At 66.6% G+C, this 24278-nt stretch carries 20 protein-coding genes; 9 read left to right on the top strand and 11 right to left on the bottom strand.

Going from position 1 to position 24278, the window contains the following annotated elements:
- Positions 1–10 precede the first annotated feature (10 nt).
- The 3 genes from hisC to mobB are packed head-to-tail and all read left to right on the top strand — an operon-like array spanning position 11 to position 2579.
- The gene (hisC, locus tag ALVIN_RS10385) at positions 11–1123 is read left to right on the top strand and encodes a histidinol-phosphate transaminase (RefSeq protein WP_012971277.1); all 1113 of its coding nucleotides are present in this window, start codon (positions 11–13) and stop codon (positions 1121–1123) included.
- Positions 1120–2025 (top strand): prephenate dehydrogenase, encoded by a 906-nt coding sequence (locus ALVIN_RS10380; protein ID WP_012971276.1) that lies wholly within the window; start codon positions 1120–1122, stop codon positions 2023–2025. The genes hisC and ALVIN_RS10380 overlap by 4 nt, the downstream gene beginning before the upstream one ends.
- Positions 2022–2579, top strand: a complete 558-nt coding sequence (gene mobB / locus ALVIN_RS10375; protein WP_012971275.1) for a molybdopterin-guanine dinucleotide biosynthesis protein B — start codon at positions 2022–2024, stop codon at positions 2577–2579. The genes ALVIN_RS10380 and mobB overlap by 4 nt, the downstream gene beginning before the upstream one ends.
- On the opposite strand, the gene ALVIN_RS10370 is transcribed toward mobB, so the two are convergent.
- From ALVIN_RS10370 to def, 8 genes are read right to left on the bottom strand one after another with little or no spacing between them, the layout of a single operon-like run.
- Positions 2536–3987, bottom strand: coding sequence for a TrkH family potassium uptake protein (locus ALVIN_RS10370; RefSeq protein WP_012971274.1), 1452 nt, complete (start codon positions 3985–3987; stop codon positions 2536–2538). The two genes, mobB and ALVIN_RS10370, sit on opposite strands and share 44 nt — an antisense overlap.
- A complete protein-coding gene (gene trkA / locus ALVIN_RS10365) occupies positions 3984–5357 on the bottom strand; it encodes a Trk system potassium transporter TrkA (protein ID WP_012971273.1) in 1374 nt (457 codons plus the stop codon). The genes ALVIN_RS10370 and trkA overlap by 4 nt, the downstream gene beginning before the upstream one ends.
- Positions 5358–5370: 13 nt before the next feature.
- The gene (locus tag ALVIN_RS10360) at positions 5371–6738 is read right to left on the bottom strand and encodes a sigma-54-dependent transcriptional regulator (protein WP_012971272.1); all 1368 of its coding nucleotides are present in this window, start codon (positions 6736–6738) and stop codon (positions 5371–5373) included.
- A complete protein-coding gene (locus ALVIN_RS10355) occupies positions 6735–8936 on the bottom strand; it encodes a sensor histidine kinase (protein ID WP_012971271.1) in 2202 nt (733 codons plus the stop codon). Before ALVIN_RS10355 ends, ALVIN_RS10360 begins: the two co-directional genes overlap by 4 nt.
- The gene (locus tag ALVIN_RS10350) at positions 8918–9490 is read right to left on the bottom strand and encodes a DUF4390 domain-containing protein (protein ID WP_012971270.1); all 573 of its coding nucleotides are present in this window, start codon (positions 9488–9490) and stop codon (positions 8918–8920) included. The genes ALVIN_RS10355 and ALVIN_RS10350 overlap by 19 nt, the downstream gene beginning before the upstream one ends.
- Positions 9487–10836 (bottom strand): 16S rRNA (cytosine(967)-C(5))-methyltransferase RsmB, encoded by a 1350-nt coding sequence (gene rsmB / locus ALVIN_RS10345; protein WP_012971269.1) that lies wholly within the window; start codon positions 10834–10836, stop codon positions 9487–9489. The genes ALVIN_RS10350 and rsmB overlap by 4 nt, the downstream gene beginning before the upstream one ends.
- The gene (gene fmt / locus ALVIN_RS10340) at positions 10829–11776 is read right to left on the bottom strand and encodes a methionyl-tRNA formyltransferase (protein WP_012971268.1); all 948 of its coding nucleotides are present in this window, start codon (positions 11774–11776) and stop codon (positions 10829–10831) included. The genes rsmB and fmt overlap by 8 nt, the downstream gene beginning before the upstream one ends.
- Positions 11777–11824: 48 nt before the next feature.
- Entirely contained in the window at positions 11825–12382 is a 558-nt protein-coding gene (gene def / locus ALVIN_RS10335) for a peptide deformylase (protein ID WP_012971267.1), read from the bottom strand.
- Positions 12383–12507: 125 nt separating this feature from the next.
- Here def and ALVIN_RS10330 point away from each other — a divergent pair, with 125 nt between their 5' ends.
- Genes ALVIN_RS10330 through topA form a run of 4 tightly spaced genes read left to right on the top strand, consistent with a single transcriptional unit; the run spans position 12508 to position 17704 of the window.
- Positions 12508–13704 carry a LysM peptidoglycan-binding domain-containing protein gene (locus ALVIN_RS10330; protein WP_012971266.1) on the top strand — a complete coding sequence of 399 codons (1197 nt, stop codon included), beginning with the start codon at positions 12508–12510 and terminating at the stop codon, positions 13702–13704.
- Positions 13705–13711: 7 nt separating this feature from the next.
- Positions 13712–14845, top strand: coding sequence for a DNA-processing protein DprA (gene dprA / locus ALVIN_RS10325; RefSeq protein ID WP_012971265.1), 1134 nt, complete (start codon positions 13712–13714; stop codon positions 14843–14845).
- A 40-nt stretch (positions 14846–14885) separates the two neighbouring features.
- Positions 14886–15362 carry a DUF494 family protein gene (locus ALVIN_RS10320; protein ID WP_012971264.1) on the top strand — a complete coding sequence of 159 codons (477 nt, stop codon included), beginning with the start codon at positions 14886–14888 and terminating at the stop codon, positions 15360–15362.
- A gap of 47 nt (positions 15363–15409) precedes the next feature.
- The gene (gene topA, locus ALVIN_RS10315; RefSeq protein WP_012971263.1) at positions 15410–17704 is read left to right on the top strand and encodes a type I DNA topoisomerase; all 2295 of its coding nucleotides are present in this window, start codon (positions 15410–15412) and stop codon (positions 17702–17704) included.
- A gap of 10 nt (positions 17705–17714) precedes the next feature.
- Here the strand turns inward: topA and ALVIN_RS10310 are convergent, their stop codons facing one another.
- The gene (locus ALVIN_RS10310) at positions 17715–19220 is read right to left on the bottom strand and encodes an HDOD domain-containing protein (RefSeq protein WP_012971262.1); all 1506 of its coding nucleotides are present in this window, start codon (positions 19218–19220) and stop codon (positions 17715–17717) included.
- A gap of 207 nt (positions 19221–19427) precedes the next feature.
- Between ALVIN_RS10310 and ALVIN_RS10305 the strand changes: the two genes are divergently transcribed.
- Positions 19428–19976, top strand: coding sequence for a Sua5/YciO/YrdC/YwlC family protein (locus ALVIN_RS10305; protein ID WP_043796233.1), 549 nt, complete (start codon positions 19428–19430; stop codon positions 19974–19976).
- On the opposite strand, the gene ALVIN_RS10300 is transcribed toward ALVIN_RS10305, so the two are convergent.
- On the bottom strand, positions 19966–20598 hold the full coding sequence (locus ALVIN_RS10300) for a L,D-transpeptidase family protein (protein WP_012971260.1): 633 nt from the start codon (positions 20596–20598) through the stop codon (positions 19966–19968). The two genes, ALVIN_RS10305 and ALVIN_RS10300, sit on opposite strands and share 11 nt — an antisense overlap.
- A 141-nt stretch (positions 20599–20739) precedes the next feature.
- Positions 20740–21936 carry a class I SAM-dependent rRNA methyltransferase gene (locus ALVIN_RS10295; RefSeq protein WP_012971259.1) on the bottom strand — a complete coding sequence of 399 codons (1197 nt, stop codon included), beginning with the start codon at positions 21934–21936 and terminating at the stop codon, positions 20740–20742.
- Positions 21937–22170: 234 nt separating this feature from the next.
- Between ALVIN_RS10295 and ALVIN_RS10285 the strand changes: the two genes are divergently transcribed.
- Complete coding sequence (locus tag ALVIN_RS10285) at positions 22171–24237, top strand: thioredoxin domain-containing protein (protein ID WP_012971258.1); 2067 nt, start codon at positions 22171–22173, stop codon at positions 24235–24237.
- Positions 24238–24278 lie beyond the last annotated feature (41 nt).

Here is a 24278-nt window from a genome sequence, read left to right as displayed (position 1 = left end):
TACATCCGTCATGAGTCAAACCGAAAATCCCTTCCTGTCACTGGCCGCTCCCTGGATCGCCGGACTCACGCCCTATGTGCCCGGTAAGCCGGTCTCCGAGCTGGAACGCGAGCTGGGCATCAGCGATTCGGTCAAACTGGCCTCGAACGAGAACCCATTGGGTCCGGGGCCGCGCGCGCGCGAGGCCATGGCCGCCGTGCTCGCCGAGCTGGGCCGCTATCCCGATGGCGGCGGATTCGAGCTGCGTCGTGCACTGGCCGAGTATCATGGCCTTTCGCCCACGGCGGTGACGATCGGCAATGGCTCCAACGATGTGCTGGACCTGATCGCGCGCGTCTTTCTGCACCCTGGGGCCGAGTCGGTGTTCTCCGAGCACGCCTTCGCCGTCTATCCGATCGCCATCCAGTCGGTCGGTGCAACCGCGCGCGTGGCCAAGGCCCGTGATTACGGCCACGACCTGGACGCCATGGCGCGGCTGGTCAACGACCGGACCCGCGTGGTCTGGATCGCCAATCCCAACAACCCGACCGGCACCTGGCTGGCCGCCGAACCGCTCAAGTCGTTCATCGGCTCGCTGCCCAAGACCTGCATCGTGGTGGTCGACGAAGCCTATACCGAGTACGTCGCCGAGCCGGACTTCCCGGATGCGACCCACTGGGTCGAGACCTTCCCCAACCTGATCGTCACCCGGACCTTCTCCAAGGCCCATGGTCTGGCGGCGCTGCGCGTGGGCTATGCGCTCAGCGATCCCCGTGTCGCCGATCTGCTCAACCGGGTGCGCCAGCCGTTCAACGTCAATGCCCTGGCCCAGGCGGCGGCGATCGCGGCGATCAACGACCGCGAGCATGTGCGCGCCTCGGTCGAGCTGAACCGCGCCGGGATGAAGCAACTGACCGGCGCCTTCGAGCGGCTCGGACTCACCTACATCCCCTCGGTGGGCAACTTCGTCACCGTCGACTGCGGACGCCCGGCCGCCCCCATCAACGAGGCCCTGCTGCGCCGTGGCGTCATCGTGCGCCCGGTCGGCAACTACGGGATGCCGAACCATCTGCGCATCAGCGTCGGGCTGGAGTCCGAGAACGCGCGCTTCATCGCCGCCTTCGAGGACGTGCTGGCGTCATGATCGAACGGCTCGCGATCATCGGGGTTGGACTGATCGGCGGTTCGCTGGCGCGTGCGCTACGGGCGGCCGGCGCCGTCGGCGAGATCGTCGGTTGCGGGCGTTCGCTGGGCAATCTGGAACGCGCGCTCGAACTGGGCGTGGTCGACCGTATCACCCAGAACCCGGCCGAAGCAGTGCGCGAGGCCGACATGGTGTTCCTGGCCGTGCCGCTCGGCGCCATGCGCGGGGCGCTGGCGGCCATGCGCGACAGCTTGCGGCCCGAGGCCATCGTCACCGATGGGGGCAGCGTCAAATGCAGCGTGGTCGAGGACGCGCGCGCGGTCTTCGGCTGCGTGCCGCCGCGACTGGTGCCGGGACACCCGATCGCCGGTACCGAGCACAGCGGGGTGGAGGCGTCCTTCGCCGAACTCTACCGGGATCGCCGCGTGATCCTGACCCCCTTGGCCGAGACCGACCCCGAGGCCGTGGCGCGGGTCACGGCCATGTGGGAGACCTGCGGAGCCGAGATCACGGCGATGTCGGTCGCCCACCACGACGAAGTGCTCGCGGCAACGAGCCACCTGCCGCACATGCTCGCCTTCGGGCTGGTCGATGCGCTGGCACGGATGCGCGAGAACGACGAGATCTTCCGCTATGCCGCCGGCGGCTTTCGCGACTTCACCCGCATCGCCTCCAGCAGTCCGGTCATGTGGCGCGACATCTGTCTGGCCAATCGCGAGGCGCTCAGTGCGATGCTGGCGCGCTTCGGCGTCGAGATGACGGATCTGGCCGAGAGCATCCGCCGCGCCGATGGCGAGCATCTGCTCGAAATCTTCAGCCGCGCCAAGGCCGCGCGCGATCGCTATGTCGATCAGGCGCGTTCGGTCCATGACGACGCGGATCGTTCACCCAGCCAAACATGACCGCCTCCCCGACCTCGTCCGATCTTCCGGTATTCGGCTTCGTCGCCCCCAGCGGCAGCGGCAAGACGACACTGCTGCGGCATCTGGTCGCGGCGCTCCAGGCGCGGGGTCTGCGCGTCGGCTATCTCAAGCACGCCCACCACAGCTTCGACCTGGATCGTCCGGGCAAGGACAGCTATGAGATCCGCGCCGCCGGGGCGGCTCAGACGCTGCTGGCCTCGCGCGAGCGCTGGGCCTTGCAGGTGGAGAACGACCGCAAGGGCGAAGATCCCGATCTGGACTCGATGCTGGCGCGTTTCGAGCGTGACCGGCTCGATCTGGTGCTGGTCGAGGGGTTCAAGCACGCCCGTTATCCCAAGATCGAGGTCTATCGCGCCGCGCTGGGTCAGCCACCGCTCTATCCGGACGATCCGGAGATCATCGCGCTCGCGACCGATGATCCGCCGCCCGTCTGTCCCCATCCGCCCGTGCTGCCATTGACCGAGATCGTGGAACTGGTCGATTTCGTGATCAGCGCTGCCAGAACGCCGGTGACAGCAGCACCAGCAGGGTGAAGATCTCCAGCCGCCCGAGCAGCATGGCGAAGCAGAGGATCCATTTGGCCGTATCGTTGAGATCGGCGTAGTGCGGGCCGACCGTGGCCAGTCCGGGGCCGAGATTGTTGATGCAGGCCGCGACCGCTGAAAACGCCGTCACCAGATCCAATCCCGTGGCGGCGAGCATCAGATACATGAGGATGAAGCTCGCCACATAGAGGGAGAAGAACCCCCAGACCGCATCGACCACGCGATGATTGATCGTCTTGCCGCCGATGCGCACCGGAATCTGGGCATTGGGATGGATCAGGCGCCCGATCTCGCGCACGCCCTGCTTGATGAGCAGCAGGAAGCGGATGACCTTGATTCCGCCGCCGGTGGACCCCGCGCAGGCACCGATGAAGCTGGACAGCAGCAGCAGGATCTGGAGAAAGGGCGACCAGGCATAGAACTCGGCGGTCGCAAAGCCGGTCGTGGTGCCGATCGAGACGGCTTGGAACAGCCCCTTGGTGAAGGACTCCCACCAACTCGAATAGGTCTGGGTTTCGTAGAGCACCAGGGTCGTGATCGCAATGACCGTCAGGAGTACCAGCAGATAGAGCCGGAATTCACTGTCCTGGAAGTACAGGCGCGGATCCTGGCGTCGCACGACCATGAAGTGCAGGGTGAAGCTCATCCCGGCCAGTACCATGAAGATCACGGCGATCAGCTCGATGGCGGTGCTGTCGAAATAGCCGATGCTCAGATCGTGGGTCGAGAAGCCGCCGATGGCCACGGTCGAGAAGGCATGCCCGATGGCATCGAAGACCGTCATCCCCGCCAACCAGTAGGCGAGCGCGCAGGCGATCGTCATCCAAAGATAGATGTACCACAGAACCTTGGCCGTCTCGGTGATGCGCGGCGTGAGCTTGGAGTCCTTCATCGGGCCGGGCATCTCGGCGCGGAAGAGCTGCATCCCGCCGACCCCGAGCATCGGCAACACCGCCACCGCCAGCACGATGATGCCCATGCCGCCGAGCCACTGGAGCTGCTGGCGATAGAACAGGATCGACTTGGGCAGATGGTCCAGACCGATGATGACCGTGGCGCCTGTGGTCGTCAGCCCCGAGATCGACTCGAACACCGCGTCCGTGGCCGAGACGGCCGGATTGGGCGCCAGCCAGAAGGGCAGGGCGCCGGCCAGTCCGAGCACGGTCCAGAACAGCACCACCACCAGAAAGCCGTCGCGCACCCGCAGCACCTCGTGCGAGCGCGACACCGGCAGGAAGATCAGCAGCCCCAGGCCGAAGATCAGCGTGAAAGCCGCCAGAAAGGGGCCGGCGCCGCCCTCGTCGTAGATGAGCGAGACGACCACCGGGGGCAGCATGCTGAAGCTGAAGATGGTCAGCAACAGCCCCAGAACCTTCTGAACCGCGTCGAATTTCATAGAAAGGTGACGCCAACCTGGAACAGTCGTTCGACCTCCTGGATGCGGCGCTTGTCCTGCAGGAAGAGGATGACGTGATCCTCGGACTCGATGACGGTCTCGCCATGCGCGATCAGCACATCATCGCCGCGCACCAGGGCGCCGATGATGGCGCCCTTGGGCAGTTTCAGTTCCGAGATCCGCCGCCCGACCACCTTGCTGGAGGTCGGATCGCCGTGAGCGATGGCCTCGATGGCCTCGGCCGCGCCACGGCGCAGCGAATGCACCATGACCACGTCGCCGCGCCGCACGTGTTTGAGCAGACTGCCGATGGTGGCCTGCTGGGGCGAGATGGCGATATCGATGGCTCCCGACTGGACCAGATCCACATAGGACGGACGGTTGATGAGCGCCATCACCTTGCGCGCCCCGAGCCGCTTGGCCAGCATCGCCGAGATGATGTTGGCCTCGTCGTCGTTGGTCACGGCACAGAAGATGTCCGTGTTCTCGATGTTCTCTTCCAGCAGCAATTCCTGATCAGCCGCATCGCCATGCAGCACGATGGTGCGCTCCAGATCCTCGGCGATCTGTTTGCAACGCTTGAGGTTGCGTTCGATGAGCTTGACCCGGTAGTTCGGTTCCAGCGCCTTGGCCAATCGCATGCCGATATTGCCGCCGCCGGCGATGATCAGCCGCTTGTAGGACGGATCGAGCCGTCTCAGCTCGCCCATCACGGTACGGATGTGTGCAGGCGCGGCGACGAAGAACACCTCGTCGTCGACCTCGATGCGGGTGTCGCCCTCGGGCTGGATGGCGTGATCCTGACGATAGATGGCCGCCACGCGCGCCTTGACGTGCGGCATGTGTTCGTTGAGCGTGCGCAGTTCCTGACCGACCAGCGGCCCGCCATGGAAGGCGCGCACCGCCACCATTCGGATGCGCCCGCCGGCGAAGTCGAGCACCTGGAGCGTGCCCGGATTCTCGATCAGACGCAGGATGTAATCCGTGACCAGCGCCTCGGGACTGATGGCGACATCGATCGGCAGCGCCTCGGTGCCGAACAGCCTGGGCTGATCGAGAAAACTCTGGGCACGCACGCGCGCGATCTTGGTCGGGGTATGGAAGAGCGTGTAGGCCACCTGACAGGCGACCATGTTGGTCTCATCGCTGTTGGTCACCGCGATGATCATGTCAGCGTCCTCGGCGCCCGCGCGCGTGAGCACGTCTGGGTGGGCGCCGTGGCCCTGCACCGTGCGCAGATCGAAGCGGTCCTGCAGGTCGCGCAGCAGATCCGCGTCCTGATCGACCACGGTGATGTCGTTGGCCTCGCTGACCAGATTGGCCGCGACCGAGGAGCCGACCTGACCGGCGCCGAGGATGATGATCTTCATCCGTTACAGCCTCTCAACGCCGTTCCTTGATCTCGATGCCGAGCGAGCGCAGCTTGCGATAGAGATGGGTGCGCTCCATCCCGGCCTCCTTGGCCATCTTGCTGACGTTGCCCTGGTGCTTTTCGAGCTGGTAGTCGAGATAGGCCTTCTCGAACTGCTCGCGTGCCTGACGCAGCGGCTGATCGAAGGACACCAGCCCGTCGAGCGTCTGCACCTGGACCGGCGGCGGAGCGCCGAGCGCACTCTCGACCTCTTTCTGACTGATCTCGTCGCCCGCGCCCAGGATCAGCACCCGCTGGACCAGATTCTTCAATTCGCGCACATTGCCCGGCCAGCCATAGTTGCGCAGAAAGTTCTGGGCGCCGACGCTGAAGCGCCGGTAGGGCAGCTTCTCGTGGGTGGCGAAATAGTCGAGATAGAAGTTGAGCAGATCGGGCACATCCTCGGCGTGTTCGCTGAGCGGCGGGATGTTCAGCGGCACCACGTTGAGATGGTAGAACAGATCCTCGCGGAAACGTCCGGCACGCACTTCCTCTTCCAGATTGCGCTGGGTGATGGCGATGATGCGCACGTCGATACGCACCGGCTCGCTGCCGCCGACGCGCAGGAACGACCCGCTGTCGAGCGCTCCGAGCAGCTTGGATTGCGCCTCCCATTCCATGTCGGCCACTTCGTCGAGCAGCAGTGTGCCGCCGGCGGCCTTTTCCAGACTGCCGTAATGGGTGTGCTCGCCCTCCTCGACGCCGAACAGCTCGCGCGCGGCATTGCCGCCGGCCAGCGCGGAGACGCTCAGATCGATGAAGGGACGCTCTTTGCGCGCACTCTGTGAGTGCAGATAGCGCGCGAAGGTCTCGCGCCCGCTACCGGCCTCGCCGGTGATCAGCACCCAGGTGTCGTGCTGGGCGATGCGCTTGACCTGCTCGCGCAGTCGCTGCATGGCTGCGCTGCGTCCGACCGGCTCATGGACCTGGGGCGCGCGACGCTTGAGTCCGATGTTCTCCTGCTGGAGCTTGTCGGCCTCGAGCGCGCGCTCCAGGGTCAGCAGCAGCTTGGCCATGGACAGCGGCTTTTCGAGGAAATCGTAGGCGCCGAGCCGGGTGGCCTCGACCGCCGTCTCCACCGTGCCGTGCCCCGACATCATGATCACCGGGCAGGGCAGTCCATCGTCCTCGGCCCACTCCTTGAGCAGTGAGATGCCGTCGATGTCGGGCATCCAGATGTCGAGCAGGATCAGATCGGGACGGCGGTCGCGCAGGGCGTGCCGCGCCGCCTCGCCGTTCTCGGCCACGGCCACGGCATAGCCCTCGTCTTCGAGGATCTCCTTGACCAGGCCACGGATGTCGGGTTCGTCGTCGACGACCAGGATATGGGTTGCGCTCATGATACTTCGTGTTGCTCCCGACCGTGGACCGCCGGGGCGGCGGTCGCTTGCCAGACTGGGATTCGGACCCGGATCAGGGCGCCCGAATCGCGATTCTCGACCCCGATCATACCGCCATGTTCCTCGATTATCTTCTTGACGATGGCCAGACCCAGGCCCGTGCCCTTGGCTTTGGTGGTGACATAGGGTTCAAACAGCCGGTCCATGAGCTGCGGCTCGAACCCCGGACCATTGTCGGCGACCCGGAACTGCACATAGGACGTGTCGTCGGCCTGGACGAGTTCGGTGCCGACCTCGATGCGCGCCTCGGTGCGGCCCTCCAGGGCTTCCTGGGCGTTTTTGATCAGATTATGGATGACCTGCCGCAGTCGCAAGGGATCGCCCCGCACCTGAGCGTCGGGGGCGCCCAGCGTGATCCTGAGCGCCGGAACACCCGCGCTGCGATAGAGATCCAGCACCTCGCGCGCGAGCCGGTCGAAGACGAAGGGTTCGGCCTGGAGTCTGGGGCTCTTGGCGTAGTCCGAGAAGTCGTTGACCATCGCCTTCATGGCCTCGACCTGCTGGATGATGGTGCCGGTGGCGCGCTCGATGATCCGCGCGTCGTTTTCATCGGCCTTGGCCAGCAACTTGTGACGCAGACGCTCGGCCGAGAGCTGGATCGGCGTGAGCGGATTCTTGATCTCGTGGGCGAGCCGCCGCGCGACCTCGGCCCAGGCCGCGTTGCGCTGGGCGACGATCAGCGAGCTGATGTCGTCGAACACCACCACATGACCGCGCTGGGTCGAGTCGGGCAGAGGCAGCGGACTGCCGCGACACATGAGCGTCTGGCTGGTCTCGTCGCGTTGCAGCGTCACCTCCGCACGCCAGGGCCGGGCCTCGGCGACGTGACGGCGCACCGTCTCGGTCCAGGGGGTGAGCCAGGGACTGGCGCGTTCCAGGCATTCGAGCGTGACGGGCTCCCTGGTCTCATCGAATGCCAGGATCTGGAGCGCGGCCGGATTGGCCGTGCGCAGTCGCTGCACCTCGTCGAAGGCCACCACACCCGAGGACAGCCGCCCGAGGATGGTCTCCAGATAGTTGCGCTGGGTCTCGACGGCCTGCTTGCTGTGCGCCGCCGCGTCGCGCGCCTGGGCGATGCGGCGCGACATGGCGTTGAAGGAGGCGACCAGGAAGGTCAGTTCGTCGTCGTGACGGGGCAGGGCGATCTGCTGCTCGTAGTCGCCGTCCGAGATCAGGCGCGTGGCGCGCGCGATGTCGGCGATGGGCGCCACCAGCCGCCGCGCCGTATGGAAGGCGGCGATGAGCGCGGCCATGAGTCCGAACACGAGCACCAGCGAGAGCGTGAGCGAGAAACTCAGCTTGAGCGACTGGCGCAGATAGGCCAGCTCCGTATAGCGGTTGTAGGCGTCCTCCAGCCGGTTGGACAGCTCGCTGATGCGCGCCGAGGTCGGGAAGACGCCCTGCATCAGCATCGGACGCCCGCGCGGATCCTGGACCAGAGTGCGCACCACCAGTTCGTTGCCCGGCCCGCTCTCGAGTCCGACATAGTTGGTGCCGGCGCGCACGCTGTGGTGGATCTCGCGTTCGGCCTGACTGGGAACCAGCTGGGTCGGATCCTCGTTGGCCGTGCCCAGCACCTGCCCGCCGGCGCCATAGACGGTCAGCTCGATGGCCCCGGCGCGGCGGCGCAGATCGTTGAGACTGAGTGCGATGGCTGTGGCCGAGCGATCCTCGATCCCGGCCAGCAGTTGTTCGCTGATCTTGACCAGCAGCCGCTGGTTGAGGTCGAGCGAAGCCTGATTGAGCACCAGCGCGTCCTGCATGGCACGCCCGATCTCGACATCGAACCAGCTGTCGATGCCGCGCAGCAGGAAGCCGAGCGAGAAATAGTAGACCGCCCCCACCGGCAGCAGCGAGATCAGCGAGAACAGCACCACGATGCGCGCCGTCAGACGCGAGCCGGCCGCCTGACGGCGATAGCGGCGCACCAGCTTGACGATGTTGACGGCCACCAGCACGGCCAGCACCAGCAGTCCGGCCAGCACCACCGACAGCAGCGGCAGGAAGGCGCGACTGAGCGTCTCGGAGTTCTCCACGGCGTCGCGCATCAGCACCAGCACGACCAGGAGTCCGAGGATCAGGAGCGCAACCGGCAGGGTAGCGAGTCCGCGATGCCAGGTCAGTGGTTTAGAGGCCACGTCGTCCAACCACTCGACAGCTTCCAGGATGGCTTGAGATACGCCATGGGGCGCAGCGGCAGCGGCAGCTCCTCGATGTCCAGGAAGACCTTGATCTGAAGTTCGTAGTCCTCGTCCGGGTCGAGCCGGTCGAGTCCGATGAGCGCCTGGTCGGTGAGTTCACCCAGGGCGCGGATGGCCGCGTCGCGGGTGACGAAGTCGCGCCCGTCGTGGCTCGGCAGACGATGGACCTCGTAGCGCTCGGAGAGCGGCCGGTAGCGGATGGTATAGCGCCACTGCTCGTCGACCAGACTGTCCTCCCACATCCAGGCTTCGGTGCGGCGTACCTGGACGTGAAAGACGAGCGTCAGAGGCACGCCATGATCGAGCGCCTCCAGCACGGGTTCGCTGAACACGAAGTCGACGCTGGCGTTCAGGACCAGTTGTCCGGCCTCCGGTCTGACCTGGGCCTGCTTGACGCTGAAGCCTGAGCGCGCCAGCGCCTCGGCCGTGAGCGCCAGCAGAAGGCTCAGGGCGAGGATCAGGGTGACACGGGAGACCTTGCCCGAGGTCATGACGCATCCTTGGCGAGCAGGGCGTAGAAGAAGCCGTCGTGTCCCTGAGTGGTCGGGAGGAGCTGGCGTCCGGGCGGACGCGGGCGGCCCCAGTCGGTCGGCAGATCCAGCGCGCGCGCATCGGTGCGGCGGGCGAGGAAGGCGTCGACCTGGCGCTCGTTCTCCTCGGCGAGCAGCGAGCAGGTGGCATAGAGCAGGCGTCCGCCCGGACGCAGCAGCGGCCAGATGGCGTCCAGGATGCGCGACTGGGTGGCGGCGAGCGCGGCGATGTCGTCGGGGCGGCGCAGCCATTTGATATCGGGATGACGGCGGATGACGCCGGTCGCCGAGCAGGGCACGTCGAGCAGGATGCGATCGAAGGGACGGGCGGTCCAGTCGCCGTGCGGATCGGCCGCGTCGCCGACCCGTACCTGAGCCTTGAGTCCGAGCCGGTCGAGCGTCGTGCCGACCGTGGCCAGACGCGCGGCATCGCTGTCGATGGCGACCAGATCGAGCGCGTTGCCGGCGCGCTCCAGGATGGCCGCCGTCTTGCCGCCGGGTGCGGCACAGGCATCGAGCACCCGCTCGCCGGGCTGAGCGTCGAGCAGGCGCGCGGCCAGTTGCGCCCCGCTGTCCTGGACCGAGACCCGGCCCTCGATGAAACCCGGCAGATCGCGCGTGGCGCGCGGCTGGTCGAGCCGCACGCCGGTATCGAGTCCGTCGATAGCGCACGCGCCGATCCCGGCTGACTCCAGTTCGGCCAGAGTGTCCGCGCGCGTCCCCTGGAGCGGATTGACGCGCAGCGCCATGGGCGCGCGTTCATTACTGGCCAGGACGATCGATTCCCAGTCGTCCGGCCAGTCCGCGCGCAGCCGTTCGAGCAGCCAGTCGGGAAAGAGCCAGCGCGATTCGGGCTGGGTGTCGACCCAGGCCAGCAAGGCTTCATGCTCGCGCTGGAAGCGCCGCAGGAGGGCGTTGACCAGACCCGCCATCCGGGGTTTGCCGAGCAGGCGCGTGGCCTCGACCGTGGCCGAGACCGCCGCGTGCGACGGCGTCTTCATGAAGCCGAGCTGATAGAGTCCGACCAGGATCAACGCCTGCAAATCGCCATCGCGCGGTTTGAGCGGGCGTTCGAGCAGGCGGCCGGCGATGAGGCGCAGACGCGGCAGCAGACGCAGCGCGCCATAGACCATCTCTTGCACCAGCGCCTGATCGGCCGGCGCGCGCCGTGTCGTGTCGGCTTGCAGCACGCGCGTGAGCGACTGACCGCGATCGAGCACCGCATGCAGGGCGCGCGCGGCCGCAGCGCGCGACTCGGCGCCCGGCGAGGCGGCGGTTGGGGTGTGGTGACGTCTGCGCTCAGTCAAAACGCGCGCCGTCCAGGTGTCGCGCGTTCAGGTAGTCCGCCGCGCTCATGGGTTTCTTGCCCGCCGGTTGCAGGCGCGTGACGCACAGCCGACCCGCGCCGGTGGCGACCCGGATGCCGGTGCGATCGGCCCCGATGACGGTTCCGGGCGCCGCCGAATCCCCGGCCGCGTCTTCGGATTCCGCCTCGGCCGACCAGATCCGCAGTGTCGCACCCTCCAGCGTGGTCTGAGCGACCGGCCAGGGATCGAAGGCGCGCACCTGACGTTCGATGGCATCAGCGGGCGCACTCCAGTCGATCGTCGCTTCATCCTTGCTGAGCTTGTGAGCATAGGTGGCCAGCGCATCGTCTTGCGCGTCCGGCGCGCGCGAACCTTCGGCGATACCGGGCAGGGCGTCCACGAGCGCACGCGCACCGAGTTCGGCGAGCCGGTCGTGCAGGGTGCCGCCGGTCTCGCGCGGATCGATCGGTGTGGCGACCCGATGGTAGACCGGTCCGGTGTCGAGTCCCGCCTCCATGCGCATGATGCAGACACCCGTCTCCGCGTCACCGGCGAGGATGGCGCGCTGGATCGGCGCTGCGCCGCGCCAGCGCGGCAACAGCGAGGCATGGACGTTGACACAGCCGAGCCGGGGCGCTTCCAGTACCGAGACCGGCAGCAGCAGACCATAGGCGACCACCACCATCAGATCGGCTCCGAGCGCGCGAAGCTGCTCGACGGCCTCGGGATCGCGCTTGAGGCTCTCGGGCTGATAGACCGCGAGGCCGCGATCGAGCGCCAGCGCCTTCACCGGACTCATCTGGAGTTTGCGCCCGCGTCCGGCCGGGCGGTCGGGCTGGGTGTAGACGCCGATCACCTCATGCCCGGCGTCGAGCAGGGCGGCGAGACAGGGAACGGCGAAATCGGGCGTGCCGGCAAACAGGAGGCGAAGCGGTTTCATCAGTGGATCGGCTGTCGATGGATGGCTCGGTTCGGGGTGTGAGGCGGCTCAGACGGCGCTGCGGCGCGGCTCGGCGGCCTCGCGAGCGCGCGCCGCCTCGGCGTGCTGGCGCTCCTTGCGCTGCTTCTCGAGCTTGTGACGGATGCGCTGACGCTTGAGGATGGAGATGTGATCGACGAAGAGCTTGCCGTCGAGATGATCCATCTCATGCTGGATGCAGACGGCGAGCAGACCATCGGCGTCGAGCTTGAAGGGCTTGCCATCGCGGTCGAGCGCCTCGACCGTGACGCGCTCGGCACGGGTCACGGTCTCGAAGAAACCGGGGACGGACAGACAACCCTCGTCCATCTGCTCCGTGCCCTCGCGTGCGACGAGGCGCGGATTGATGAAGCACAGCGGCGTGTCGTGTCCCTCGGACACGTCGATGACGATGATCTGGCGTTGGACATCGACCTGGGTCGCGGCCAGTCCGATGCCGGGGGCGGCATACATGGTTTCGAGCATGTCGTCGACCAGTCGACGAATCTGGTCGTCGACCTGCTCGACGGGCCGCGCCTTCTGGCGCAGTCGCGGGTCGGGAAAGGTGAGGATATCGAGTATGGCCATGCGAATTCTTGATCCGGCTTGAGTCAACGGGTGGTCGAGACGAAGCGGTGTGCGCTACTATCTCCAGGATACTACATCCCATCGTGGGGACGGGAGCATCCCGTTTCGACCATCGCGGAGGGTCCATGCGCGCCATGCAACGCCGTTTCGCCGTCATTTCAGTCCTCATCGGCTCCCTGGCACTCCTGGCGCCGGGGGTGTTCGCGGTCGAGTTGGCGCCGGGGGCACCCCAGACCTATGTCGTACGTCCGGGCGACACGCTCTGGGACATCGCCGGGCGCTTCCTGCGCGATCCCTGGCGCTGGTCGGAGGTCTGGCGTGCCAATCCGAGCGTCGAGAACCCCGATCTCATCTATCCGGGCGACGTGCTCGAGCTGACGATGGTCGCCGGCCGTCCGGTGATCGGGCGCGCCGACGGACGCGGCGGGCCGCGTCTGGTCAAGCTCAGCCCCCAGGTGCGTACCGAGGCCATCAGCGCACCTGTGCCGACCATCCGCGTCGGCTCGATCGCGCCCTTCCTGACCCAGCCGCATGTGGCCGATTCCGATGACATCAAGCGTGCCTCCTATGTGGTCGGCTTTCCGGACGAGCACATCGTCGCCGGTGTCCATGACGCGATCTATGTGCGCAAGATCCGTGCGAGCGATGTCACGCAGTTCCAGGTGCTGCGCCCCGGCGATCCGCTGCGCGACTTCGATAGCGGCGAAGTGCTCGGCTATGAGGCCACTTTCGTCGCCAACGCTGTGCTGGAGCGCACGGGTGATCCGGCCAAGCTGCGGGTGACGCGCATGGAGCGCGAGGTGGCGATCGGTGATCGCGTCATCCCGGCCGACGCCGAGCGGTCCCTGGCGGATTTTCTGCCACGCCCGGCCCCGGCGGGGACGCGCGGGCGCATCCTCTCGGTCATGAACGGCGTCTCGCAGATCGGTCAGTACGACGTGGTCATCATCGATCGCGGCGCGCGCGACAGGCTCGAACCCGGCCATGTACTCGAAGTCTTCGTCGGCGGCGAAAAGGAGCGCGATCAGGTCCGGGCCGGGATCGCCAACACCGACTGGCTGATGGAGAGTCCCTTTTCGAGCGATTTCTGGCTCGGGCGCGACTACGACTTCAAGGGCTGGCGTGCCGATGAGCCGTCGCGGGACGCCGGCTTCCCGCTGCATCCGGACTATCGGCGCAACACGGCCGAATACGTCAAACCCTTCGAGCGTTCGGGCGTGCTGATGGTGTTCCGGGTCTTCGATCGGGTCAGTTTCGGCCTCATCCTCGACACCACACGCGCGCTTCGGGTGGGCGACTGGGTTGCTCCGCCTCCCGCCTGATCCCGCCGTGCCCCGAACGCGCGACTGGGCGAGTGCGCCCATCGGCGACTGGCTCGCGCTCATCCTGGCGCCGCGTGTCGGACCGCGCACCTTCGCGCGCTTGGTGGAGGGCTTCGGTTCGCCGAGCGCGGTCCTGGCCGCCGGTGACGCGCGTCTCGATCAGATCGGCCTCAAGCCCGAGACCATCGCCGCGCTGCGTCAGCCCGATCGCGCGCTCATCGACGCCATCCTCGCCTGGGCCGAGCATCCCGACGCCCATCTGATCACACTCGCCGATCCGCGCTATCCGCCGCGACTGGCCGAGATCGCCGACCCGCCGCCGGTGCTCTACGCACGCGGCGACGCCGATCTGCTGAGCGAGCCGCAGATCGCCATCGTCGGCACCCGCAATCCCACGCCAGGAGGCGGCGAGATCACGGCGTCCTTCGCGCGCTGGCTGGCCGGTCAGGGTCTGATCGTCACCAGCGGTCTGGCCATCGGCATCGATGGCGCGGCCCATGCCGCCGCCCTGGAGACCGGACACAGCATCGCGGTGCTCGGCACCGGGCCGGATCGGGTCTATCCGGCCGTGCATCGCGATCTGGCACGACGGCTCGTCGAGCGCGGTGTGATGGTCAGCGAGCTGCCGCCGGGGCAGGGACCGCTGGCGAGCAGCTTTCCGCGCCGCAACCGGCTCATCAGCGGCCTGAGCCTGGGCGTGCTGGTGACGGAGGCGGCGCTCAAGAGCGGCTCGCTGATCACGGCGCGCATGGCGCTGGAGCAGGGGCGCGAAGTCTTCGCCATACCGGGCTCGATTCGCAATCCGCTGTCGCGCGGCTGTCATGCGCTGATCCGCGAAGGGGCGAAGCTCGTCGAGGAGCCCGAGGAGATCCTGGCCGAACTGGCCCCGCAGTTGCGCGCGGAGCTGGCCGCCGCCGATCGTTCGACGCCCGGCGCCCGCCGCGCCGCCGCACCACCGCCCGATCTGCCGCCTGAGCAGGCGCGTCTGCTGGAATCCTTGGGGCACGACCCGGTGAACCTGGACGAGTTGACCGAACGCACGGGGTTGGCGGTCGAGCAGATTTCGTCCATGCTGTTGCTCATGGAACTCGAGGGTCATGTATCATGCCTTCCAGGCGGTCGCTATACCCGCGCACCCTGATCCGTCAGCCCGCGGTTGACACCATCCATCGAGATTGCCGATGAACGAAAACATGGTCGATGTACTGATCTATCTGTACGAGAATTACATGGATGGCGAGCAGCAGCCACCCGTCGAGCAGAGCGATCTCGAGGACGAGCTGAGCCAGGCCGGTTTCTCCCAGGGCGAGATCGACAAGGCGCTGCGCTGGCTCGATGAGCTGGCACTCGGGGTCGAGGCGGCCCACGAGCATGGTCCCGTCAGCGGCTCGATCCGTGTCTACAGCGAACTGGAATGCGAAAAGCTCGACCTGGAGGCGCGCGGCATGCTCATGTCGCTGGAGCACAGCGGCATCCTCGACCCGGTCAGCCGCGAGCTGGTGATCGACCGTCTGCTGGCGATCGACCATCCGCAGGTACTGGTCGAGGAGGTCAAGTGGGTCGCGCTCCTGGTGCTCATGAACCGGCCAGGTCGCGAGGAGGCCTTCGATCAGCTCGAAGAGATGCTCTACGCCGACGAGCCGGTCTATCTGCATTGAACGTCCGAACATTCACCACCTGACTACAGGCTATCCGTCCGTCCCGCATGAATCTCGTCATCGTCGAATCTCCCGCCAAGGCCAAGACCATCAAGAAATACCTCGGACCCAGTTTCGAGGTCGTCGCCTCCTATGGCCATGTGCGTGATCTGGTGCCCAAGGAGGGCGCGGTCGATCCGGATCACGGCTTCGCGATGAAGTATCAGATCATCGAGCGCAACGAGAAGCACGTCCAGTCGATCGCCAAGAAACTCAAAGACTGCGAGGCGCTCTATCTGGCCACCGACCCGGATCGCGAGGGCGAGGCCATCTCCTGGCATCTCCACGAGTTGCTCAAGAGCCGTCGCCAGCTCGGCGACAAGCCGGTGCATCGCGTGGTTTTCAACGAGATCACCAAGCGCGCGGTCCAGGACGCCATCGCCAATCCGCGCCAGATTTCCTATGACCTGGTCAATGCCCAGCAGGCGCGCCGGGCGCTCGACTATCTGGTCGGCTTCAATCTCTCGCCCCTGCTGTGGAAGAAGATCCGGCGCGGACTCTCGGCCGGGCGGGTGCAGAGTCCGGCGCTGCGCCTGATCTGCGAGCGCGAGGCTGAGATCGAGGCCTTCGTCCAGCGCGAATACTGGACCATCGAGGCCGACACGGCCAAGGACGCGCGGCCCTTCGTCGCCCGCCTCACCACCTTCGCCGGCGAGAAGGTCGAGCAGTTCACGATCACCGACGAGGCGCGCGCCACCGAGGTCAAGACGGCGCTGGAGCAGGCCGCCGGAGGCAAGCTCAAGGTCGAACAGGTCGAGCGCAAGCAGCGCAAGCGCCAGCCGGCCCCGCCCTTCATCACCTCCACGCTCCAGCAGGAGGCGGCGCGCAAGCTCGGCTTCACCGCCCAGCGCACCATGCGCGTGGCCCAGCAGCTCTACGAGGGCGTGGACGTCGGCTCGGGCGCGGTCGGTCTCATCACCTATATGCGCACCGACTCGGTGAATCTGGCCCAGGAAGCCATCGACGAGATCCGCGCCTATGTCGTCGAGCGCTATAGCGAGGCGGATCTGCCGGATGCCCCACGCCTGTTCAAGACCAAGGCCAAGAACGCTCAGGAGGCCCACGAGGCCATCCGGCCGACCTCGATCCGGCGCGAGCCTGCGGCGGTCAAGGCGCATCTCACGGTCGAACAGTTCCGGCTCTACGAGCTGATCTGGAAGCGCACGCTCGCCTGTCAGATGGCCCATGCGCTCATCAATCAGGTCGCGGTCGACCTGAGTGCCGGAGCCGGGAACATGCTGCGTGCCACCGGCTCGATGGTGGTCGATCCCGGCTTCATGCGCGTCTATCTGGAAGGGCGTGACGATGCCAAGGGCGCCGACGACGACGAGGACCGGATGCTGCCCGAGATGAAGGTCGGCGAACTGGTCGACCTGCTCGCCATCCGTCCCGAGCAGCACTTCACCGAACCGCCGCCGCGCTACAGCGAAGCGACGCTCGTCAAGGCACTCGAAGAGTTCGGCATCGGCCGACCCTCGACCTATGCCTCGATCATCTCCACGCTCCAGGATCGCGAATACGTGATCCTGGACAAGAAGCGCTTCGTGCCGACCGACGTCGGGCGCGTGGTCAACCGCTTCCTGACCGACTATTTCACCTCGTACGTCGACTACGACTTCACCGCGCGTCTGGAGGACGATCTGGATGCCGTCTCGCGCGGGGAGGGCGACTGGGTTCCGCTCCTGGAGCGTTTCTGGCGTCCGTTCAAGGACTTGGTCGACCACACCCAGGAGCACGTCAAGCGCAGCGACGTGACCCAGGAGCGCATCGAGGAGACCTGTCCCAAGTGCGGCGGTCAGCTCGCCATCCGGCTCGGGCGCAACGGGCGTTTCATCGGCTGCACCCAGTATCCCGAGTGCGACTACACCCGCGATCTCGACCCGGACAAGGCCGAGCGCGAGGCGCCCGAGGTGGTCGAGGGGCGAAGCTGCCCGCTGTGCGGCTCGGCGCTGGAGATCAAGCGCGGACGCTACGGCAAGTTCATCGGGTGCAGCGCCTATCCCAACTGCAAGCACATCGAGCCGCTCGACAAGCCCGAGGACACGGGCGTCACCTGTCCCAAGTGCAACAAGGGCACGCTCCAGAAGAAAAAATCGCGGCGCGGCAAGGAGTTCTATTCCTGCTCGACCTATCCCAAGTGCGACTATGCGCTTTGGGACGAGCCGCTCGCCGAACCCTGCCCGAGCTGCGGCTGGCCGGTGCTGACGCTCAAGATCACCAAGACCCAGGGCGCGGCCAAGATCTGTCCGCAGAAGGAATGCGGCTATCGTGCACCGGTCGAGGATCAGGAGGCCGAACGCTGAGGCCGCGTACTCAGCGCCGTCGCTGACGACTCTGGGCCAGGGTCAGCCCCATGTTGGCCTGCTGGACGAAATGCTTGAAGTCTTCGAAGCTCTCCGGGTCGAGCGGACGCTGACTCAGACCACGGTCGGCCAGGAAGAGGCCGATACTCTGCTGATTGATGAGGATGGGGGCGACCATGAAGGGCATGATGCCCATGAGTCCGACCAGACCCTCGGGAACCAGACGCGGATCGCGCTCACGTTCGGCCAGCGTCACCAGACGCGGTAGCTGGTGGTCCAGGGTCTCGAACAGGATGTTCGTCCCGCTCGCCGGACGCGCGAACTGGAAGGCCGCGATCGTCAACTCGTCCGGCAGGCCGAGCGCATATTTGGCCTTGAGGCCGCGCCTGTCCGGCGTCATCAGGGCGAAGATCACGCGGTCCAGGCCGACACCGCGATAGAGTCCCTCCAGGACCAGCTCCATGATGACGTTGAAATCACAGCGGACGCTCTCGATGGCCGCGTTGAGCTCGCGCAGGATGCTCAGCTGGAGTCTGGAGTCTGGAAGCGGGTGAGACGCGGGCGGTGGCGTCGCTCCGACCTGTGGTGTGTCGGGTTCAGCTTCAGCCGCCTCCAGTTCGTCGACCAGGTGGCCGTACCCGTCGGGCAGCGGGATCAGTCGGGCGGCCGCCGAGGCGCCGCAGTCATGGGCCATGCCAAAGGCGGCGGCGGCCTTTTCCTGTAACAGTGCGCGTATATCGGTCTCGCTGGCATCGATCAGTCGGGCCGCACGGCGCTCCAGGCGCTCCATCTCTTCAGAGTGCCAGCCGTGTTCCTCGGCACAGCGGGCGATCTGATGGCCCAGCATGACGGTCTGGATGCGCGGATCCTGGCGTGCCGGGTGGTCGATCGCTTCCTTCAGGAGATCGGTCAGACGCCATTCGTGAACCAGACGACGGCTGAGCTGACTCAGACGGAATCCCAGCACGCGCTCCAGGGCGGTCTCCAGCGTGACCCCAGGCTGGGCGGCCAGTTGCTCGACACGTTCACAGGACTCGTTGCCGAAGCACCAGAAGGCCAGTTCGCCGACCCGGTACAGCAATGTGGCGATGAAGACCTCTTCGGGCGACTTGTCACCCCGGGCCGTGGCCAGGGCACGCGCCTGGGTCGCAGCGTGCATGGCACGGGCCAGTTCGCGTTCCAGGCGCACCCTCGCCGGCCCCTGGAGCAGCGTGTCGACCAGGGTCAGGGTCAGACACATGTCCCGCACGGCGTCGAAGCCGAGCACGATCACGGCGCGCGTGACCGTGCTGATGGCCGTGGTGCTGGGGTTGTAGGCGATCGAGTTGGCCAGCTTCAGCAGGCGGGTGGTCAGCGAGGCGTCCTGCAGGACGACACTCGCCAGGGCCGAGGCCGGCGCCAGATCGTCTTCCGAGATGGACAGGATCTGATGCACCGTCTGCTCGAAGATCGGCATCTTCTGGTCGCGGACGACATCGAGCCAGGCTTCCAGACCGCTTGCTTTAGTTGGGGTCATGCTGATGAGGTTGTACTGACTCGATGAAGTGATCGGCACCTGTGCAAGCGGATCATTCTAAACCAAGCCGAACCGAGCGGCGGATGACCGGATCGGAAGCAAGGCTGTGGTCGATCAATCGAAGTGTTGGAGCGTTTGAACATGACACGGCATCAGACGGCTATCCTGGATTCCAAGACCCGAAGCGACATCTCGATCTGGCAGCCGATGCATCGGCTGCGTCTGGCCGTTCGGTGTCTGAGGCAGGGCGGCGTGCTCGCCTATCCGACCGAAGCCGTCTATGGGCTCGGCTGCGACCCCTGGAACGGACGGGCCGTCGCCCGTCTGCTCGCCATCAAGCGCCGCTCCATGACCAAGGGGCTGATCCTGATCGCTGCCGATCCGGATCAGCTCCGGCCCTTCGTCGAGCCACTGGAGCCGGAACGGCAACGCGAGATCCACGCCACCTGGCCCGGACCCAATACCTGGCTGTTGCCGGCGCGTGTGGCGACGCCCGCCTGGTTGACCGGGCGCTTCGACACGCTCGCTGTGCGTGTGAGCGCCCATCCGCTGGTGGCGGAGCTCTGCCGCGCCTATGGCGGAGCCATCGTCTCGACCAGCGCCAACCAGGCCGCGCGTCCGGCGGCCCGAACCGCTCTGGGCGTGCGGCTCGCGCTCGACGAGCCGCCGGACTACATCCTCGCCGGACACTGCGCCGGGTCCGATCGTCCATCCGTGATCCGCGATGGACGCACCGGGCGCCTCATCAGGGCATGATCTGGATCGGCGTGCCGTCCTTCACCAGGCTCCAGATCTCGTCCATCTCGTGGTTCTGCACCGCGATGCAGCCCTGGGTCCAGTCGCGGTTGGCGTATTGCTGGCGCAGGCTCGCGGACTGGATGTAGTTGGGCAGACCATGGATCATGATCATGCCGCCTGGGTTGCTGTAGCCGAGCTGGCGGCTGGTGGCGCGATCCTTGGCGGTGGGGTAGGAGATATGGATCGCTTTGTAGAAGTTGCTTTTGGGGTTGCGCCAGTTGAGCGTGTAGCGGCCTTCGGGCGTGCGCTGATCGCCTTCGCGATACTTGTGCCCGACCGGGGCGCCGCCGAGGGCGACGCGATATTGACGCACCACCTTGCCGCCGCTGAGCAGTTCGAGCCGGCGCTGTGACTTCTTGACCACCACCGTGTCGACCGGACCGTTGAACTGTGTCGTTGGTGGTGGCGCCGTGGTGCAGCCGTTCAAGGCCAGGAGTCCGACCAGGGTCAGGACGAGGCCAAGTCCCTGGGCGGCGAACCGCCCGGTTCGGGCCGCCACGGGGCGGTGATCGATCGGCATGGAGTCCGGCATGGCTTCGGGAAGCGCGTTGGCTTGGGTGAGGGGCCTATCGGCGTGCATGGGTCTGAATCTCTGAAAATGGCGGTTACTGTTCGATCGAGCCATGGATGGGGTCGGTCGCGCCGGGAATTGTAGTGAGCTTTGCGGCAAAAACCATCCGGCTCTAAACAAAGGCATATCCCGCGCCTGGCGGAGCGTCGCTCAGGCGGCCGGCAGGGCGCGCAGGAACAGCGTCTTGAGATAGGCCGTCTCCTGGATCGCCGGATGGACCGGATGGTCCGGACCCTGCTGGCCGGTCTCCAGTAATTGCAGCCGCCGCCCGGCGCGCTGACCGGCCTGTTGCACCACACGCTGGAAGCCGTCGCGTCCCATGTGGAAGGAGCAGGACGAGGTGACGAGCAATCCGCCCGGTTCCAGCAGTTCCAGCCCGAGCCGGTTGAGACGCTGATAGGCGGCCGTGCCGTCCTTCTCGTCCTTGCGGCGCTTGATGAAGGCCGGTGGGTCGAGCAGGACGGTGTCGAACCGCCGGCCCTGATCGCGCAGCTGGCGCAGCACCTCGAAGGCATCGCCCTGGAGGGGACGCACGCGCGCCGACAGACCATTGCGCTCGGCGTTGGACTGGAGCCGTTCCAGCGCGTCGGCCGAGGCGTCGACGCAGGTCACGTCCGAGGCGCCGAGCGCGGCGGCGCGCAGGCCCCAGGCGCCGACATAGCTACAGACGTCCAGCACCCGCTCGCCGACGCCATAGCGGGCCAGACGTGCGCGGTTCTCGGCCTGATCGAAGAACCAGCCGGTCTTCTGCCCCCGCATGGGATCGATGGCGAACTCCAGCCCCTGTTCGGTCAGTATCCAGTCGCCGGACGGCTCGCCCAGCACGTGCTCGACACCCGGTTCCAGACCTTCCAGTTCACGCACCGATGTGTCGTTGCGCAGCACGATCGCCTGCGGGCGCAACACCTGCTCCAGCGCGGCCAGGATCTCGGCACGCGCGCGTTCCATGCCGGCCGTGGTGATCTGGACCGCCAGTCGATCGCCATAGCGGTCGACGATCAGCCCCGGCAGCCCGTCGCTCTCGCCGAAGACGAGGCGGTAGAAGGGCGCTGTGTAGAGCCGTTCGCGCAGGGCCAGCGCCTCGTGCAGACGTTGCAGCCAGAGCGCCGGACTCAGGGGGTGCGCGCGCTCGCGGCTGACGATCCGGGCGCAGATCAGCGAGTGCGGATTGGCATAGCCGTGGCCGATCCAGCGCTCGCTCTGACTCAGGATCTCGACCGGCTGACCGGGTTCGAACGTCTTCAACGGGGTGGCCTTGGTGTCGATCTCATTGCTGTAGATCCAGCAATGACCGGCGAGCAGGCGGCGTTCCTGGTCCTTGCGCAGGAGGAGTGGCTGAGTGTGCATGGTGGGCGTCTCGATCGGATAGCGGGTGTTCGGCGTTAGCGGCCAAGGTCGACAAGACTAGCATCGAATGCCGTGCCATATCGCCGGTTTCTCACGGCGAGGACGAAGTTTGGGATCGCGTCGGGGCAGGCCGCCGATGTCGTGACATGGAAAGCCTCCCGACCGTCCCCATCATCTGAGCCGCCAAGCTTCGATTTGTGCAGGGTTTCAGCGTTCAGCCGGAGATCAACCGCCATGTCGCCTTCGATCCATGCTCACGACGTTCAACGCACCAACCGGCTGGCGTCGGCCACCAGTCCCTATCTCCAGCAGCACGCCCACAATCCGGTCGACTGGTGGCCCTGGTGCGCGGAGGCGCTGGCGCTGGCGCGCGAACTGGACCGCCCGATCCTGCTCTCGATCGGCTATTCGGCCTGTCACTGGTGCCATGTGATGGCGCACGAGTCCTTCGAGGACCCGGCGACGGCTGAGCGGATGAACCGGCTGTTCGTCAACATCAAGGTCGACCGCGAGGAGCGACCGGATCTCGACAAGGTCTATCAGACCGCGCATCAGCTTCTGAGCCAACGCGCCGGCGGCTGGCCGCTGACGGTCTTTCTCACCCCGGACGATCACACGCCCTTCTTCGCCGGCACCTATTTTCCGCGCGAGCCGCGTCATGGTCTGCCGTCGTTCACGCAACTGCTGGTCGGGGTCGAACGCGCCTATCGCGAACAGGGCGCCGCCATCCGCGAGCAGAACCGGAGTCTGCTGGAGGCGCTGGCCGGCCTCGAACCCCAGGGCGGGGCGGAGCTGCCCGAGGCCGGTCTGCTGGAGGCGGCCTTCCATCAGCTGGCGCTGAGTTTCGATGCCGAGCACGGCGGCTTCGGACGCGCGCCCAAGTTTCCGCATGCCACCGATCTCGAACTGCTGCTCCGGCGTCAGGCACGGCTGGCGGCGAACGGCGGCGATCCCGATCCGCGTCCGCTCCACATGGCCGGCTTCACGCTGGAGCGCATGATCCGTGGCGGGTTGACCGATCAGCTCGGCGGCGGTTTCTGCCGTTATTCGGTCGACGACGAATGGATGATCCCGCACTTCGAGAAGATGCTCTACGACAACGGGCCGCTGCTGGCGCTCTGCTGCGATGCCTTCTCCGCTACGGGGGAATCCATCTTTCGCGACGCGGCCCTGGCCACCGCCGATTGGGTCATGCGCGAGATGCAGTCGCCCGAGGGCGGCTATTACTCGACCCTGGACGCCGACAGTGAGGGCCACGAGGGCACCTTTTATGTCTGGGATCGGGACGCGGTGCACGCGCGGTTGAGCGCGGCCGAGTATCCGCTGTTCGCGGCCGTCTATGGCCTGGATCGTCCGCCCAACTTCGAGGGCCGCTGGCATCTGCACGGTTATCGCACGCCGACGCAGGCCGCCGAGTCGCTGGGCCTGAATCTGCCGCAGGCCGAGGCGTTGCTGGCCAGTGCGCGCGCCACCCTCTTCAGCGCCCGTGAGCAGCGCGTCCATCCCGGACGCGATGAGAAGATCCTGACGGCCTGGAACGCGCTCATGATCAAGGGCATGGCACGCGCGGCGCGGGTGCTGGATCGCCCGGATTATCTTGAGTCGGCTGAACAGGCACTCGCTTTCATCCGCTCGACGCTGTGGCACGACGGCCGTCTGCTGGCGACCTGCAAGGACGGCGTGGCCCATCTCAATGCCTATCTGGACGACTATGCCAACCTGATCGATGCGCTGCTGGAGCTGCTCCAGGTACGCTGGTCGAGCGCGGACCTCGCCTTCGCCGTCGAGCTGGCCGAGGTGTTGCTCGATGAGTTCCATGACGCCGAGCGCGGCGGCTTCTGGTTCACCGGCCGCTCGCATGAGCCGCTGATCCATCGCGCCAAGCCGCTCGGCGACGATTCGATGCCGGCCGGTAACGGCGTGGCGGCGCTCGCCCTCCAGCGGCTCGGGCATCTGATCGGCGAGGTGCGCTATCTGGAGGCGGCTGACGGCACACTGCGGCTCGCCGCCGAGTCGATGCGCCGGATGCCGCACGCCCATGCCAGTCTGCTCATGGCGCTCGACGACTGGCTCGATCCGCCCGAAATGCTCGTCATCCGCGCCGCCGACGACCGGCTGGAGACCTGGCAGCGGCTGGCCCAGCAGGGCTATCGGCCGCATCGGCTCGTCTTCGCCATCCCATCCGGGATCGACGCGCTACCTGGCACGCTGGCTTCGATGCGCGGCGGCGAACGGCCGCTGATCTATCGCTGTCGCGGTACGCACTGTGAGCCGCCGGTCGCGTCGCTGGCGGACCTTTGATCGACCGGAAACCCGTCTTTTCGCGGGTCGAGGATCGTGGT

It is taken from the genome of Allochromatium vinosum DSM 180 (assembly GCF_000025485.1).
In the GTDB taxonomy this organism is placed as follows: Bacteria; Pseudomonadota; Gammaproteobacteria; order Chromatiales; family Chromatiaceae; genus Thermochromatium; species Thermochromatium vinosum.
The sequence above is the reverse complement of the archived record's forward strand: the minus strand, read 5'-3'. Positions and strand labels throughout refer to the sequence as shown.

What these genes read in the sequence shown, in the direction of transcription:
- ALVIN_RS10350 (WP_012971270.1), bottom strand. Translation starts at nt 9,490, where the DNA reads ATGACCTCGGGCAAGGTCTCCCGTGTCACCCTGATCCTCGCCCTGAGC.
- def (WP_012971267.1), bottom strand. Translation starts at nt 12,382, where the DNA reads ATGGCCATACTCGATATCCTCACCTTTCCCGACCCGCGACTGCGCCAG.
- ALVIN_RS10310 (WP_012971262.1), bottom strand. Translation starts at nt 19,220, where the DNA reads ATGACCCCAACTAAAGCAAGCGGTCTGGAAGCCTGGCTCGATGTCGTC.
- topA (WP_012971263.1), top strand. Translation starts at nt 15,410, where the DNA reads ATGAATCTCGTCATCGTCGAATCTCCCGCCAAGGCCAAGACCATCAAG.
- ALVIN_RS10285 (WP_012971258.1), top strand. Translation starts at nt 22,171, where the DNA reads ATGTCGCCTTCGATCCATGCTCACGACGTTCAACGCACCAACCGGCTG.
- ALVIN_RS10380 (WP_012971276.1), top strand. Translation starts at nt 1,120, where the DNA reads ATGATCGAACGGCTCGCGATCATCGGGGTTGGACTGATCGGCGGTTCG.
- ALVIN_RS10295 (WP_012971259.1), bottom strand. Translation starts at nt 21,936, where the DNA reads ATGCACACTCAGCCACTCCTCCTGCGCAAGGACCAGGAACGCCGCCTG.
- fmt (WP_012971268.1), bottom strand. Translation starts at nt 11,776, where the DNA reads ATGAAACCGCTTCGCCTCCTGTTTGCCGGCACGCCCGATTTCGCCGTT.
- trkA (WP_012971273.1), bottom strand. Translation starts at nt 5,357, where the DNA reads ATGAAGATCATCATCCTCGGCGCCGGTCAGGTCGGCTCCTCGGTCGCG.
- ALVIN_RS10330 (WP_012971266.1), top strand. Translation starts at nt 12,508, where the DNA reads ATGCGCGCCATGCAACGCCGTTTCGCCGTCATTTCAGTCCTCATCGGC.
- ALVIN_RS10300 (WP_012971260.1), bottom strand. Translation starts at nt 20,598, where the DNA reads ATGCACGCCGATAGGCCCCTCACCCAAGCCAACGCGCTTCCCGAAGCC.
- hisC (WP_012971277.1), top strand. Translation starts at nt 11, where the DNA reads ATGAGTCAAACCGAAAATCCCTTCCTGTCACTGGCCGCTCCCTGGATC.
- ALVIN_RS10360 (WP_012971272.1), bottom strand. Translation starts at nt 6,738, where the DNA reads ATGAGCGCAACCCATATCCTGGTCGTCGACGACGAACCCGACATCCGT.
- ALVIN_RS10320 (WP_012971264.1), top strand. Translation starts at nt 14,886, where the DNA reads ATGAACGAAAACATGGTCGATGTACTGATCTATCTGTACGAGAATTAC.
- ALVIN_RS10305 (WP_043796233.1), top strand. Translation starts at nt 19,428, where the DNA reads ATGCATCGGCTGCGTCTGGCCGTTCGGTGTCTGAGGCAGGGCGGCGTG.
- mobB (WP_012971275.1), top strand. Translation starts at nt 2,022, where the DNA reads ATGACCGCCTCCCCGACCTCGTCCGATCTTCCGGTATTCGGCTTCGTC.
- ALVIN_RS10370 (WP_012971274.1), bottom strand. Translation starts at nt 3,987, where the DNA reads ATGAAATTCGACGCGGTTCAGAAGGTTCTGGGGCTGTTGCTGACCATC.